Consider the following 13858-nt stretch of genomic DNA (forward strand, 5'->3'; position numbering starts at 1 on the left):
ACGCCCCCGTGAAGTCCAAGCACGCCCCCGAGGCCGCCGGTGCCCCGGACCCGTACTTCCCGAACAGCGGCGACCACCGCTACCGGGTGCACCGCTACGAGCTGGCGCTGGACTACCGGCCCGGTCCCAACCGGCTGGCCGGCTCGGCCCGGCTGAGCGCGGTGGCGGACGCGCCGCTGGCGGAGTTCGCGCTCGACCTGGCCGAGTTCCGGATCGGCCGGGTGCTGGTCGACGGCCGGACCGCCCGCTACACCCACCGCGCCGGCAAGCTGCGGATCCGTCCGGCCAGGGCGCTGGCGCCGGGCGCGGCGTTCACCGTCGAGGTGCACTACACCGGCAACCCGCGCCCGGTGCGCAGCCCGTGGGGCGGCCTGGGCTGGGAGGAACTGACCGAGGGCGCGCTGGTGGCGAGCCAGCCGGTCGGCGCGCCGTCCTGGTTCCCCTGCAACGACCGGCCCGCCGACAAGGCGACCTACCAACTGGCCGTCACCACGCCCTCCCCGTTCACCGTGGTCGCGAGCGGCCGGCTGCTGACCCGCACCACCAAGGCGTCCAGCACCACCTGGGTGTACGAGCAGAGCGCGCCGACCCCGACGTACCTGGTGACGGTGTCGATCGGGCACTACCGGCCGGTGCCGCTGGCGGTGCGTCCGGCCGTGCCGCAGTCCGGGTACGTGCCGGAGCGCCTGGCCGACGCGTTCGCCCGGGACTTCGCCCGGCAGCCGGAGATGGCGGCGTACTTCGGCGAGGTCTTCGGGCCGTACCCGTTCGGCGAGTACGCGGTGGTGGTCGCGGACGAGGAGCTGGACGTCCCGGTGGAGGCGCAGGGCGTCGCCACCTTCGGCACCAACCACCTCGGCGGCGGCTGGGAGCGCGAGCGGCTGATCGCCCACGAGCTGGCCCACCAGTGGTTCGGCAACAGCGTCACGATCGCCGACTGGCGGCACATCTGGCTCAACGAGGGCTTCGCGAAGTACGCGGAGTGGCTCTGGTCCGAGCACTCCGGCGGTCCGGGCGCGGCGGTGCACGCCGCGGCCGCCCACCGGCTGCTGGCCGGGCTGCCGCAGGACCTGCGGCTCGGCGATCCGGGCCGGAGGCTGATGTTCGACGACCGGCTGTACCAGCGCGGCGGGCTGGTGGTGCACGCGCTGCGGCGGACGCTCGGCGAGGACGCGTTCTTCGCGATGCTGCGGGACTGGACCGGTGCCTACCGGCACGGCGTGGTCTCCACCGCCGACCTGCGCGCGCACGCCGCCCGGTACACCACCCTCCCGCTCGGCCCGCTCTTCGAGGCCTGGCTGGAACTGCCGGAGCTGCCGCCGCTGCCGGACTGAGCGGGCGGCGCGGCCCGGGGCCCCGCCGTTCCCGCAGGTCCGGGGCCGGCTCTCCGCCGGTTCTCCGCCGGTTCTCCGTCGGCTCTCGGTCGATCGTCCGCCGAGTCGTCCGCGGGCTTGTTCGATCGGTCTTATTCGGTCGGCCCCGGACCGGGGCTGGGCTACTGTGCGTACCCATGCCGATGAGTCCAGAAGCCCACATGACCGACCTGCCCAACGAGCTGCTGCCCGCCACCCGCCGGGCCCTGCTGCACCGGCTCGCCGTCGCCCAGGCCGAGGGGCGCACGCCCTCGATGGTCGCCGGGGTGGTTCGCGACGGGCAGCCGGTGTGGAGCGGCGCCCGCAGCATGGCCGACGGGCACGCGCCGACCCCGGACGTCCAGTACCGGATCGGCTCGCTCACCAAGACCTTCGTCGCCGTGCTGGTGCTCCGGCTGCGCGACGAGGGCCTGCTCGACCTCGCCGACCCCCTCTCCCGCCACCTGCCCGGCACCCCGGCCGACGACGCGACGGTCGCCCAGCTGCTCTCGCACTCCGCCGGTCTGGCCGCCGAGACCCCGGCCCCGTGGTGGGAGCGGACCGAGGGCTCGTTGCGGCCCGACCTCGGCGACCTCCTGGAGGCCGAGCGGCCGCTGGTGCACCCGGCGGGCCGGGTGCACCACTACTCCAACCCCGGCTACGCGCTGCTCGGCGCGCTGGTGGCGCGGCTGCGCGGTGAGCCGTGGAGCGAGGTCCTGCGCCGCGAGGTGCTGGCCCCGCTCGGCATGGACCGCACCACCCTGCTGCCCGAGCAGCCGCACGCCGGGGGCTTCGCCGTCCACCCGTGGGCCGACGTCATGCTGCCCGAACCGCTCACCGACACCGGCCTGATGGGCCCGGCCGGCCAGCTCTGGTCCACCGGAGCCGACCTGGCCCGATGGGCGGCCTTCCTCGCGGCCGGCGACGACAAGGTGCTGTCCGCCGCCACGCTCGCCGAGATGCGCCGCCCGGCCGTGGCCCCGGACGACGGCGAATGGACGAGCGGCTACGGCCTCGGCCTCCAACTGCGCCGCCACGAGGGCCGGCTGCTGTTCGGGCACACCGGCTCGATGCCCGGTTTCACCGCGGGGCTGTGGATCAGCGAGGCCGACGGTCTCGCCGCGTACGCCCTCTCCAACGCCACCAGCGGCGGCAATGCCCCGTCGCTGGCCGCCCAGTTGATCGCCCTCACCGCCGAGCTCGAACCCCGGCTGCCCGAACCGTGGCGCCCGCTGGCCGAGGCGGTGGACCCGGAGCTGCTGGAGATCACCGGCCCCTGGTACTGGGGCGCCGCGCCGGCCGCCCTGCGGCTGCGGCCCGGGCGGGTCCTGGAGCTCACCCCGCTCACCGGCGCCGGCCGGGGCTCTCGCTTCCGGCCCGAACCGGACGGCACCTGGACCGGCGTGGAGAACTACTACGCGGGCGAGACCCTGCGGGTGGTCCGCCACCCGGACGGCACGGTCAGCCACCTCGACGTCGGCTCCTTCGTCTACACCCGCGAGCCGTACGGCCCGACCGGCGCCGTTCCGGGCGGGGTCGACGCGGAGGGCTGGCGGGCGTTCTGAGCACGCGTCGAGGGGCGTGACGGCGCCGCCGCGCGCGACGGCGTCCGAGGGGGCGACGACGTCCCGGGGCGCGACGGCAGGAACGCGCGGATCGCGACGACAGGGGCGTACGCCGCGGGAACGGGCGGGCGCCCCCGAAGGCCAGGGGCGTACGGTGCTGCCGTACGCCCCTGCGGTCCGTGTTGTCCACCCCCGGCAGACGAGCGGCGGGTGCCGGGCACGTGACCGGCGCGCCACGGGTGGTCCCATTCAACAGGTGCACATCTGCGCTCCCCCGGGCCGCAACATGAATGCCAACCGGCTCGGAGAGACATACGGGGACCGGTTCGCGTCCTTGCCCTACCGCCTGCGGACCGGGACGGTGCCCTGGTGATCCACGGCACCGCCGATCGTGCTGCCCTGGAGGGTCTGCCATGACCACCGTCCCCACGTACGCTCCGTCCGCAGTCGCCCCCACCCACAACGCCCCGGCGGTCCCCGCGCCCCGCCCCCGGCCCGCCGCCCCCGCCGCCTACACCGTGTCCCTCGCCCGTGACGAGGACGACGTGCGGGCCGCCCAGCGGCTGCGCCACCAGGTCTTCGGCGCCGAGCTCGGCGCCGTCCTGCGCAGCCCGGTCGCGAACCTGGACGTCGACCCCTTCGACGAGTACTGCGACCACCTGCTGGTCCGCGAGGGCGAGGACGGCGCCGTCGTCGGCACCTACCGGCTGCTGCGCCCCGAGGCCGCCCGCCGGGCCGGCCGGCTGTACTCCGACGGCGAGTTCGACCTCTCCGCACTGGCGCCGGTCCGCCCCGGCCTGGTCGAACTCGGGCGCTCCTGCATCCACCCGGACCACCGAGGCAACGGCGCCGTCATCAACCTGATGTGGGGCGGCATCGCGCGCTACCTGGCGGACACCGGCAACACCTGGGTCGGCGGCTGCTGCTCGATCGAGCTGACGGACGGCGGCGCCACCGCGGCCCGGGTCTGGGACGCCGTCAGCGCCAAGCACCTGGCCCCCGCGGAGTACCGGGTCACCCCGCACCGCCGCTGGGAGGCCACCGGGGTGCCGCGCGCCGAGCGCGGCCCGCTGCCGGCCCTGCTCCGCGGCTACCTGCGGCTGGGCGCCTGGGTCTGTGGCGAGCCCGCGTACGACCCTGACTTCGACTGCGCCGACCTGTACGTGCTGCTGTCGCTGGAGCGCACCGACCCGCGTTACCTGCGGCACTTCCTGTCCGGGGTACCCGCCTCGGGTACCCCGGGCGCCTCGTCGTGAGCGTCTGGCTGCCCACCGCGACCTGCCGGCCCGAGACCTGTCTGGCCGAACCCGCGCCGGAGGTCTCCCACCCCCGGCGGGCGCTGCGGCTGACCGGCTGCCTGGCGGCGATGCTGGCCGGGGTGGTGCTGGGCGTGCCCGCCCGGCTGCTCCCGTACGACGCCCGGATCCGGCTGGTCCGGCTCTGGGCACGGGTGGTGCTGCACACCCTCGGGGTGACCGTCCACCTCACCGGGCCGGACCGGCCGGGCCTCGGAGTGGACGGCGGGACGGGCGGCGGAGCGGGCGGCAAAGCGACCGGCGGAGCGGGCGGGCGGGGGTACGGCGGGGTGCTCGTGGTGGCCAACCACGTGTCCTGGCTGGACATACCGCTGGTCGCCGCCGGGTGCCCGGGCCGCTCGTTGGCCAAGACCGAGGTCCGGCAGTGGCCGGTGCTCGGCCCGCTGGCCGCCTGGTACGGCGCCGTCTTCCTGGACCGCGACCGGCTGCTCACCCTGCCGGACACCGTGGCGGCCGTGGCCGAGGTGCTGCGCTCCGGGCAGCCGGTGATCGTGTTCCCGGAGGGATCCACCTGGTGCGGGCGGGAGAGCGGCCGGTTCCGGCCCGCACTGTTCCAGGCGGCGGTGGACGCGGGCGCCGACGTCCAGCCGGTGACCATCCGTTACCGGCTGGCGGACGGGCGGCCGACCAGCGTGCCCGCCTTCATCGGGGACGACGGACTGCTCACCTCGCTCGCCCGGGTGGTCGCGGCCCGCGGGCTGGTCGCCGACGTGACCTTCCTGCCGCCGATCCCCCCGCCCGGCCCGCAGCCCCACCGGGCGGGGGCCCGGCGCGAGCTGGCCCGCAGGGCGCAGGCGGCGATCGAAGGCGTCCGCTGACGGGGCGGCCGCCGAGGCGACAGACGTGGCTGCCGGCCGGACGGGCGAGCCCCGGGCCGAGCGGTCGGCCCGGCGAGCGGTCAGGCAAGCGGTCAGGCGGAGCGGGCCCCGGCCGGCTCCGCCGGGCGCGGAGGAGCGGCCTCCGGCGGGGCGATCGGGCGCGCCCGGTTGAGCAGGACGGCGACCAGGACGGCGGTGACCGCGAGCGCCAGCGCCCCGCAGCGCACGGCGAGGTGGATGCCGTCGACGAAGGCGCCGTCCACCGCCTCCTGGAGCGGAGCGGGCAGTGCCGCGGCCCCGCCACCACCGCCGTGCCCCGCGCCGGTGGGCGCGTCCGCGATCGGGCCGACGGCGTCCGACGGGACGCCGAGCCGGTGCAGGGCCGAGGTCAGCTCACCGGTCATCCGGTTGGTCAGCACGGCACCGAGCACCGCGATTCCGAGCACACCGCCGAGCTCCCGCAGGGTGTTGACGGTCGCCGACGCCATGCCGGTCTGTGCCGGGGCCACCCTCTGGAGCACCGCGACCGAGACCGGGGTGAAGGTCAGTCCCATCCCGAAGCCCATCGCGACCAGCGTCCACAGGTACTCCGGGTAGTGGGCGTGGTCGCCGTAGAGCGACAAGCCGCCGAGGCCGAGCGCGCACAGCGCGAGGCCGAGCACCATCGGCGGCCGGGGACCGTACCGGGCGGCGAGCCGACCGGACAGCGGGCCGGCGATCACCAGCATCGCGGTCATCGGCAGCCCGCCGTACCCCGCGCCGGACGGGGACCAGCCGAGGACGCCCTGCATCATCAGCGGCAGGAAGAACAGCGCCCCGAACATCCCGAAGCTCACCATGAACCCGCTGAGCAGCGCGCCGCTCAACGCACCGTCACGGAACAGCCGCAGCTCCAGCATCGGCTCGGTCAGCCGCAGTTCGAGCAGCAGGAACCCGACCAGCAGGGCCAGGGCGACAACTCCGCAGCCGACCACCCGGGGGTCGGTCCAGCCCCGCGACGGGCCCTCGATCAGGGCGTAGACCAGGAGGCCTAGGCCTGCCGCCGAGAGCGCGAACCCGCCGAAGTCGATCCGTCGGGCGCGCGGCGGGATCTCCGGCAGGACCTTGGCGGCGAGCACCACTCCGGCCACGCCGATCGGCACGTTGATCCAGAACACGCTCGCCCAGCCGAGGTGCTCGACCATCGGGCCGCCGATCACCGGACCGATCGAGAGGCCGATGGCGGACACCCCGGACCACACGCCGATGGCCTTGGCCCGTTCGCGCTCGTCGGTGAAGACGTGCCCCAGCAGGGTCAGGCTGCCGGGGGTGAGCAGTGCGGCCCCGACCCCCTGGACCATCCGGGCCGCGACGAGAACCCCGATCGTTCCGGCGAACGCGGCCATTGCCGAGCCCGCCGTGAACAGGCCCAGGCCCAGCACGAACATCCGGGTGCGGCCGTAGCGGTCGCCCAGCGCGCCACCGGTCAGGACGAGTGCGGCGTAGACCAGGCTGTACCCTTCCGCGACCCACTGGAGGCCGCTGATCCCGGCGTCCAGCTCCTGCCCGATGCGCGGCAGCGCGACATTGACGACGACGTTGTCCAGCATGGCCATGAACATGGCAACACAGAGCGTCAACAGCGCCAGCCGTTTCCGGCGCATGCTCGACTCCCCCATGGAGATCCCTCCCGATCGCTCGCCCCTAACAGTGTTAGGGCTCGGTGTGACACGCACAGAGTGCCCCTAACACTGTTAGATTGCAAGTCGTATCCATGACCTGGGGGTTCGCCCCCGGAGCGGGTCGTGGCACTGTTGGTCCACCGGACTGTTGGTCCGCCACACTGTCGATCCGCGAACCGCACCGGTCCGCCCCACCGCTGGAGGCCTCCGCACAGCCATGCCGGAGAACGACGACGCGACCCCCGCCCTCACCCGGGAGGCCCTCACCCAGGCCGCACTGCGCGTACTGGAACGGGATGGCCTGGACGGGCTGTCGATGCGCAAGGTCGCCGCCGAGGTCGGCGTCAAGGCCGCCTCCCTGTACTGGCACGTCCGCAACAAGCAGGAGCTGCTCGACCTGCTCAGCGACGCGCTCCTGGCGTCGGCCGAACCCCCGCCTCGCCAGGACGACTGGCGGTCGGAACTGCACGAGTACTGCTCCCGCTACCGCCGGCTGCTGCTCGACAACCGCGACGCCGCCAAGGTCGTCGCCGGCCGCCTCGCCCCGGGACCGTGCCTGCTCAACCTGATGGAGGACCAGCTCGACCGGCTCCGCTCCGCCGGGTTCTCCGACGCCGACACGGCCATGGCCAGCTACCTGCTGGGCGCCTTCGTCCAGGGCTTCGTACTCCAGGAGCAGTCGCCGATCTCGGCCGCCGAGGTGCTCGGCACCAGCCGCCGGGAGATCGCCGACGCCGCCGGGGACGTCTTCCGCGGCCTGCCGACGGAGACCTACCCCAACCTCGTGGCCCTGGCCGACCACCTCACCGGGCCCGACATGGACGCCCGCTTCGAGTTCGGCCTGCACCGGATCCTCGACGGCCTCGCGGCCCTGCTGCCGCCGGAGCGGCGCTGACCCGCCCACCCCGAGCGCCCCCACAACCACCCGACCTGCGGCGATGCTCCGACAACCCGGTACGATCACCGCCGGGTCAAGGACGGGCGAAGCGCGAGGTGCGGGCATGGCCGGGGACCGGGCAACAGGCCGGGCGACAGGAGAGCCGACCGGCCATCAGCCCGGGGACCCGACACCGGTCCCCGGCGGACAGGTCGGTCTGATGGAGGGCGCCGCCCGGAAGACCATGGGCTGCCTCGGCGAGCTGGTCTTCGAATTCGTCGGCGGAATCGCGCTCCTCGCCCTGACCACGGCCTCACTCGCAGGGGCCTTCGTCCTCGCGCAGGTGCTGTACGCGGCCAGCCCCGTCGGTGCGTACGCCCTCGCCGTCCTCGGCCTGCTCGGGCTCGTCCACGGAATCCGCCACCGGCGCAAGCCGGAGGAGCAGCGCACCAGGATCGGGCGGATCACCGCCGCGGTGACCGGCACGATCGGCCTCTGGCTGGTCCTCTGTGTCGGATTCGCCTCCTTCGACACCGCCTTCGGGCTGGACCTCGGGATCTGACGCCGGGATCTGACGCCGGGATACGCTCACCGGAACCAGTCGGCGTGACCCAGGGGGAGTTCACCGGTGGCCGAGCTCCACCCCCTCCACGAGCCCTACGCCCAGGGACTGTTGGACGTCGGCCACAGCCCGGGCTCCCGGCGGTACTTCGACCCGCGGCGCCACCACGAGTCCGGCCACACCGGGAGCCCGTGGATGGGGGAGGCGGTCCTGGCCGCGATCGAGCGCTTCGCCTGAGCGTCCGCAGACCGCGGAGTCGGTTGGGCCGTTCCGATGAATGGTCCGGACCGAGGAGGGCCTTCCGAAAGCCCTACCATACGACGCATGATCGCCTACGTCCCAGCCGCCCTGTTCTTCGTGTTGTTCGGAATCGGGGTACTGCGCGACCGCCGTCAGTTCAGCAACGCCGTCCTGCTCGGCATCGCCGTCTCCCTCCTCACGCTCCCCGTGCTCGCCGAACTCGCCAAGGCGCCCAACCTGGTGGTGGAGATGGTGGCCGTGGCCATCATCCTGCTGCCCGCCCTCGGCACGGTGGCCCTGGTCTGGTTCCTGCTCGCCAACGGCATGACCATGATCCGCAAGGAGGGCCGCCGACCGGCCAACCTGCTCTCGCTGCTCGCCGGACTGGGCATCCTCGGGGTCATCGGGCTGCTGATCGCCGCCGTGATCGTCCACTCGCGGCAGCTGGCCGCCCTGGCCGGCACCGCCGTCCTGGTCGTCGGCTACATCTCCTTCCTGTTCACCTGCTTCGTCGGCTACGCCTTCCTGTACGGCCGCCACCGGCCGCGCGGGAACGTGGACTTCGTGGTCGTGCTCGGCTCCGGGCTGATCGGCGGCGAGCGCGTTCCGCCGCTGCTGGCCAGCCGGCTGAACCGCGGCCGCGAGGTGTACGAGGAGCAGGCCGCGCGCGGCAACCCGCCGGTGCTGATCACCTCCGGCGGCCAGGGACCGGACGAGAAGCTGCCGGAGTCCCATGCGATGGCCGACTACCTGGTCGAGCGCGGCTTCCCCGCGGAGCACATCGAGCGGGAGGACCGCTCGCGCACCACCGAGGAGAACCTCCTCTTCAGCAAGGCCATCATGGAGCAGGCCAAGCCCGACTACCGCTGCGTCGTGGTCACCAACAACTTCCACGCCTTCCGGGCCGCGCTGCTCGCCCGCCAGACCGGCGTCAACGGACACGTCTTCGGCTCGCCCACCGCCCGGTACTACTGGCCGAGCGCGACCATCCGCGAGTTCGCCGCGATCTTCCTGTCGCACAAGCTGATCAACTTCGGGATCTGCGGCTTCATCGCTCTCTGCGGCGCGATCGCGGCCCTCTGAGCCGCCCCGGGGCCTCGACTCCCCGGGACTTCCCGGGCCGGGCCCCGGCCGCCGCGACGGGCGCGACGGCCGGGGCCCGCCCGTTCCGGTACGGACGCGACGGCTGCCGGGCGACCGGCCGTCCCGGGGCGGACCGCCAGGCCTGGGGTGGGGCCTCAGGCCGGCGGGCAGGGCCTCAGGATGAAGGGCGGGGCGCCAGGATGGCACAGGTCGTGGTGGCGTGCGCGTAGAGCTTGCCGTTCTCCGCGCCGATCACCCTGGCCTCGGCGGTCGCCATCGTCCGGCCGAGGTGCAGCACCACGCCCTCGCAGCGCACCGGCCCCGAGTCGGCGAAGAGCGGGCGCAGCATGTGGACGTTCAGCTGGGTGGTGGTGTAGCCCACCCCGGCCGGCAGCCTGCTCAGCACGGCGCAGCCGAGCGCCGAGTCGAGCACGGTGGCCAGGTAGCCGCCGTGCACGGTGTTCATCGGATTGTGGAGGTGGTCCCCGGGTTCACCCTCGAACACCGCCGTTCCGGGCTTCACTTCGGTCAGGTGGAAGCCCATGGTGCTGCAGATCGAGGGCTCCGGGATTCGCCCGGCGATCCACTCCAGCAGGAACTCCTCTCCGGTCAGCTGGGCGTACTCGGCGATCGGCGGGCCGGGTATCCAGATGTGGGTGCGGACGCGCTGCTCCGGGGTGCTCGTGGGTGGCCGGCCGTCGGCGAACTCATCGGTGGTCATGGGATCAACCTGCCCGTTCCGGCCGTGCGCCTCAAGTGCGTTCCCGCGTACCGCAGGTGAGGCCTCCGGCTGAGCACGCCGGCTACGGCGCCGCCGAGCCATGGCGGCCCGCGACATGCCCTGCCGGTGGACCCCGGATGACCACCACATGGCCCCGGGGCGACACGCGCGCCACGCTGCACGGAACCAGCCCCCACTCCTCCCCCACCCAGGAGCCTTCATGCCACTGCGCCCCACCGCCGCGGCACTGCTCGCGGCCGCCGCCCTCGCGGTCCCCAGCGTCGTGCCCGGTTCGGCCGTCGCCTCCCCCGCCACGGCCTCCGCCACGACCTCTGTCACGGCCACCGCGCCCGCCCCGGCCGCGGGCGTCTCCGCCGATGCCGCGGCCGGCGGCTTCCAGCAGGTCACCGGGTTCGGCACCAACCCGGGCAACCTCACGATGTACACCTACACCCCTGCCGGGCTGCCCGGTGGCGCTCCCCTGGTGGTCGCACTGCACGGCTGCCTCCAGAGCGCCACCGACTACTACCGCAACTCCGGCTGGACCAAGTTCGCCGACCAGTACGGCTTCGCGGTGGTGTTCCCGCAGACCAGCAGCACCAACAACAGCCTCTCCTGCTTCAGTTGGTTCGACGCGGGCAAGGACGCCAGGGGAGTCGGCGAGGCCAGGTCGGTCGTCGAGATGGTCACCAAAGCCGAGGCCCTGTACGGCTCGGACGCCCACCGGGTGTTCGTCACCGGGCTCTCGGCCGGCGGCGGGATGGCCGCCGACCTGCTGGCCGACTACCCCGACGTGTTCGCCGGCGGGGCGATCGACTCCGGTCTGCCCGCACACTGCGCCACCACCCAGGCCGCCGCCTCCGGCTGTCAGAACTCCGACCAGGGGCTCACCCCGGCCCAGTGTGGCGACAAGGTCCGAGCCGCGTACCCGGGCTACGCCGGGCCCTGGCCCAAGGTGGCGATCTGGCAGGGCAGCGCCGATACCGTGGTCAAGCCGGTGAACGCGACCGAGCTGCGGGACCAGTGGACGAACGTCCAGGGCATCGGCCGGCAGCCGAGCAGCACCAGGAGCCTCCCGGGCGGCACCACCCAGGAGCTCTACACCGGCCCGGGTGGACAGCCCTCCGTGGCGCTGTTCACGGTCAGCGGGATGGGGCACGGTCTGGCCGTCCACCCCGGCTCCGGGGCCGACCAGTGCGGAGCGGCCGGCGCCTACTTCCTCGACACCGTCTGCTCCGGCTACTACACGGCGCAGTTCTGGGGACTGGACGGCGGATCCGGCCCCACCACCCCCGGGCTGCCGGCCCCGACCGGGCTGACCGCGACCGCCACCGCCGGCTCGGTCACCCTCGCCTGGCAGGCCGTCAGCGGTGCCGCCTCGTACCAGGTCTTCCGCGACGGCGCCCAGGTCGGCAGCCCGACCGGCACGGCCTTCACCGACGGCGGGCTCGCCGCCGGCACCACGTACGGCTACACCGTCGCGGCGGTCGACGCGTCGGGGGCCGTCGGCGCCCGCTCGGCGGCGGTACCGGCGACCACTCCGGGAGGGAGCACGCCCCAGTGCTTCACCGCCGGCAACTACGCCCATGTCCTGGCCGGCCGTGCCACCCAGAGCGGCGGTCTGACCTACGCGATCGGCTCGGGCCAGAGCATGGGGCTCTGGAACACCTTCGTCACCCACACCCTGAAGCAGACCGGCCCGGGCTACTACGTGCTCGCCGACGGCCAGTGCTGACCGGGCGACGGCCGAGGCTACGCGCCGCGCCGCGCCGCCGAGCGGCCCGGCACCGCGCAGGGCCGTAGCCATCCGTCCGACGACGGCCCGCGCCGCCGCGACCACCGTACGGATCATCCGGCCCCCACCTCCTCCCGGAGCCCGGCGAACAGATCGGTCTCGATCTCGCCCGGCCCGGCCGCCACGCCGGCCCCGGGCAGCCGGCTCCGGGCCAGGTGGTAGTCCTCGGTCGGCCAGACCTCGCGCTCGACGTCCCGCGGGTGGGCCATGAAGGCCACGCCCGGCTGGACCTGGGTGGCGTGCGCCAGCAGCGCCGCGTCCCGCACGGCGAACTGCTCGGCGCACGCTATCCGGGTGGTGGCGGCCAGGACGGGCGCGGCGTCCGGCCAGTCGGCGAGCACCTCCCCCATCCCGGAGGGGACACCCCGTTCCGTCATCGCCCGGTGCATGGCCCGGAACCACGCCCTGGAGAGCGCGAGGTGGTAGTAGAGCTTGGCCGCCTGCCAAGGTCCGCCCAGCTCCGGGTGGCGCTCTCCGTCGGCGGCGGCGTCGAAGGCCGCCACGGTGACCCGGTGGGTCATCACGTGGTCCGGGTGCGGGTAGCCTCCCGTCTCGTCGTACGTGATCACCACGTGCGGACGGAACTCCCGGATCAGCGCGACCAGCGGCGCCGCCGCGAGCTCCACCGGCCGGGCCGCGAAGCAGCCCTCCGGGAGTGGTTCACCCGGCCCGGGCAGGCCGGAGTCCACGAAGCCGAGGAACCGCTGGCGCACCCCGAGGATCTCCCGCGCGGCCGCCATCTCCGCGCGCCGGACGCGGGCGAGGTCGGCCCGGACCTCCGGCCGGTCAAGGGTCGGGTTGAGCACCGAGCCGCGCTCGCCGCCGGTACAGGTGACGACCAGGACGTCCGCCCCCTCCGCCGCGTACCGGGCGAGGGTGGCCGCGCCCTTGCTGGACTCGTCGTCGGGGTGCGCGTGCACGCTGAGCAGGCGGAGACCGCCGGAGTGACGGGTGAACACGAGTGCCTCCAGGACCTGGTGATCGGGAACCGATCGGCGGCCGGCTCGCCCTCGTGGAGCCGCCACCGGGGCGGCCGCTCCGACCACCCGGGGAGAACTTAGGACGGACACAGTGATTGGGTCAAGCATAATTACTGTGCCCGACCCAGTGAACTGCGCTACGCTCCTGCCATGACCGACACCGGCACCACTCCGAACCTGCGCGAGCTCAACAAGCGCCGCACCCGCGAGGCGATCTCGCACGCCGCGACCAGGCTCTTCATCGAGCGGGGCTTCGACCGGACGACCATCGCCGAGGTCGCGGCCGCCGCCGGGGTCGCCAAGATGACCGTCACCAACCACTTCCCGCGCAAGGAGGACCTCTTCTTCGACCTGCACGAGGAGCTCGCCGGCCGGCTCGCCGGGGCCGTAGCCGAGCGCGCGCCGGGCGAGTCCGCGCTCGCCGCGCTGCGCCGCGACTGCCTGACCGGGCTCGACCGGCAGGATGCCCGGCTCGGATTCTCCGGCCCCGCCTTCGTCCGCACCGTCGTGGGCAGTCCCGCCCTGTCCGCCCGGTTGCGCGAGCTGCACGAGCAGAACGAGACGGCCCTCGCCGAGGCGCTGGCCGAGGCGGTGCACGAGATACCCGTCGGCTTCGAGTGCCGGGTCGCCGCCGCGCTGCTCGCCGCCGTCGACCGGGCGGTGTTCACCGAGGTGTTCCGCCGAACCCTCGCCGGCGAGGACCAGGCCGCGATCGCCGCCGCGGTCCGCCCCTCGGCGGTGCGCGCCTTCGACCGCCTGGAGGGCACCCTGGGGAACTTCGCCGTCCGGACGTCCTAGTACTCCAGCCGCACTTCGTGATCACGTAGCGAGTCGTCGCAGGTAGTGGCTGTGGCGGGCTCTGCCTTGGTGCACTCGTCGCCACATCGA

The 13858-nt window shown here is 74.0% G+C and carries 13 protein-coding genes; 10 read left to right on the top strand and 3 right to left on the bottom strand.

Features of this window, described 5'->3' with window-relative positions:
- Positions 1 to 8: 8 nt before the first annotated feature.
- From ACFRAR_RS19495 to ACFRAR_RS19510, 4 genes are all read left to right on the top strand, one after another.
- Positions 9 to 1334, top strand: a complete 1326-nt coding sequence (locus ACFRAR_RS19495) for a M1 family metallopeptidase (protein ID WP_380699347.1) — start codon at positions 9 to 11, stop codon at positions 1332 to 1334.
- A gap of 200 nt (positions 1335 to 1534) precedes the next feature.
- Positions 1535 to 2917, top strand: a complete 1383-nt coding sequence (locus ACFRAR_RS19500) for a serine hydrolase domain-containing protein (protein ID WP_380699348.1) — start codon at positions 1535 to 1537, stop codon at positions 2915 to 2917.
- A 413-nt stretch (positions 2918 to 3330) separates the two neighbouring features.
- Positions 3331 to 4173: a GNAT family N-acetyltransferase gene (locus tag ACFRAR_RS19505; protein ID WP_380699349.1), complete on the top strand. Its 843-nt coding sequence runs from the start codon at positions 3331 to 3333 to the stop codon at positions 4171 to 4173.
- A complete protein-coding gene (locus tag ACFRAR_RS19510; protein ID WP_380699350.1) occupies positions 4170 to 5051 on the top strand; it encodes a lysophospholipid acyltransferase family protein in 882 nt (293 codons plus the stop codon). Before ACFRAR_RS19505 ends, ACFRAR_RS19510 begins: the two co-directional genes overlap by 4 nt.
- 92 nt (positions 5052 to 5143) lie before the next feature.
- On the opposite strand, the gene ACFRAR_RS19515 is transcribed toward ACFRAR_RS19510, so the two are convergent.
- Positions 5144 to 6694, bottom strand: coding sequence for an MFS transporter (locus ACFRAR_RS19515; protein WP_380699351.1), 1551 nt, complete (start codon positions 6692 to 6694; stop codon positions 5144 to 5146).
- A gap of 235 nt (positions 6695 to 6929) precedes the next feature.
- Between ACFRAR_RS19515 and ACFRAR_RS19520 the strand changes: the two genes are divergently transcribed.
- From ACFRAR_RS19520 to ACFRAR_RS19535, 4 genes are all read left to right on the top strand, one after another.
- Complete coding sequence (locus ACFRAR_RS19520; protein WP_380699352.1) at positions 6930 to 7607, top strand: TetR/AcrR family transcriptional regulator; 678 nt, start codon at positions 6930 to 6932, stop codon at positions 7605 to 7607.
- 202 nt (positions 7608 to 7809) lie between these two features.
- A complete protein-coding gene (locus ACFRAR_RS19525) occupies positions 7810 to 8151 on the top strand; it encodes a hypothetical protein (protein ID WP_380699353.1) in 342 nt (113 codons plus the stop codon).
- A gap of 66 nt (positions 8152 to 8217) precedes the next feature.
- Positions 8218 to 8388, top strand: coding sequence for a hypothetical protein (locus ACFRAR_RS19530; RefSeq protein ID WP_380699354.1), 171 nt, complete (start codon positions 8218 to 8220; stop codon positions 8386 to 8388).
- 87 nt (positions 8389 to 8475) lie between these two features.
- Positions 8476 to 9474 (top strand): YdcF family protein, encoded by a 999-nt coding sequence (locus tag ACFRAR_RS19535; RefSeq protein ID WP_380699355.1) that lies wholly within the window; start codon positions 8476 to 8478, stop codon positions 9472 to 9474.
- A 175-nt stretch (positions 9475 to 9649) separates the two neighbouring features.
- Here the strand turns inward: ACFRAR_RS19535 and ACFRAR_RS19540 are convergent, their stop codons facing one another.
- On the bottom strand, positions 9650 to 10195 hold the full coding sequence (locus ACFRAR_RS19540) for a PaaI family thioesterase (RefSeq protein ID WP_380699356.1): 546 nt from the start codon (positions 10193 to 10195) through the stop codon (positions 9650 to 9652).
- A gap of 220 nt (positions 10196 to 10415) precedes the next feature.
- On the opposite strand from ACFRAR_RS19540, the gene ACFRAR_RS19545 reads away from it, so the two are divergent.
- Entirely contained in the window at positions 10416 to 11930 is a 1515-nt protein-coding gene (locus ACFRAR_RS19545; protein ID WP_380699357.1) for a PHB depolymerase family esterase, read from the top strand.
- Positions 11931 to 12043: 113 nt separating this feature from the next.
- On the opposite strand, the gene mca is transcribed toward ACFRAR_RS19545, so the two are convergent.
- The gene (gene mca, locus ACFRAR_RS19550; protein WP_380699358.1) at positions 12044 to 12949 is read right to left on the bottom strand and encodes a mycothiol conjugate amidase Mca; all 906 of its coding nucleotides are present in this window, start codon (positions 12947 to 12949) and stop codon (positions 12044 to 12046) included.
- A gap of 171 nt (positions 12950 to 13120) precedes the next feature.
- On the opposite strand from mca, the gene ACFRAR_RS19555 reads away from it, so the two are divergent.
- Positions 13121 to 13768, top strand: coding sequence for a TetR/AcrR family transcriptional regulator (locus tag ACFRAR_RS19555; protein ID WP_380699359.1), 648 nt, complete (start codon positions 13121 to 13123; stop codon positions 13766 to 13768).
- Positions 13769 to 13858: the final 90 nt, after the last annotated feature.

Origin of the sequence: Kitasatospora sp. NPDC056651 (genome assembly GCF_042792155.1) — a bacterium.
Taxonomy (GTDB): domain Bacteria; phylum Actinomycetota; class Actinomycetes; order Streptomycetales; family Streptomycetaceae; genus Kitasatospora.

Excerpts from the sequence above, each read along its gene's own strand:
- ACFRAR_RS19500 (WP_380699348.1), top strand. The coding sequence starts at position 1,535 with ATGACCGACCTGCCCAACGAGCTGCTGCCCGCCACCCGCCGGGCCCTG.
- ACFRAR_RS19505 (WP_380699349.1), top strand. The coding sequence starts at position 3,331 with ATGACCACCGTCCCCACGTACGCTCCGTCCGCAGTCGCCCCCACCCAC.
- ACFRAR_RS19515 (WP_380699351.1), bottom strand. The coding sequence starts at position 6,694 with ATGCGCCGGAAACGGCTGGCGCTGTTGACGCTCTGTGTTGCCATGTTC.
- ACFRAR_RS19520 (WP_380699352.1), top strand. The coding sequence starts at position 6,930 with ATGCCGGAGAACGACGACGCGACCCCCGCCCTCACCCGGGAGGCCCTC.
- ACFRAR_RS19525 (WP_380699353.1), top strand. The coding sequence starts at position 7,810 with ATGGAGGGCGCCGCCCGGAAGACCATGGGCTGCCTCGGCGAGCTGGTC.
- ACFRAR_RS19535 (WP_380699355.1), top strand. The coding sequence starts at position 8,476 with ATGATCGCCTACGTCCCAGCCGCCCTGTTCTTCGTGTTGTTCGGAATC.
- ACFRAR_RS19540 (WP_380699356.1), bottom strand. The coding sequence starts at position 10,195 with ATGACCACCGATGAGTTCGCCGACGGCCGGCCACCCACGAGCACCCCG.
- ACFRAR_RS19545 (WP_380699357.1), top strand. The coding sequence starts at position 10,416 with ATGCCACTGCGCCCCACCGCCGCGGCACTGCTCGCGGCCGCCGCCCTC.
- ACFRAR_RS19555 (WP_380699359.1), top strand. The coding sequence starts at position 13,121 with ATGACCGACACCGGCACCACTCCGAACCTGCGCGAGCTCAACAAGCGC.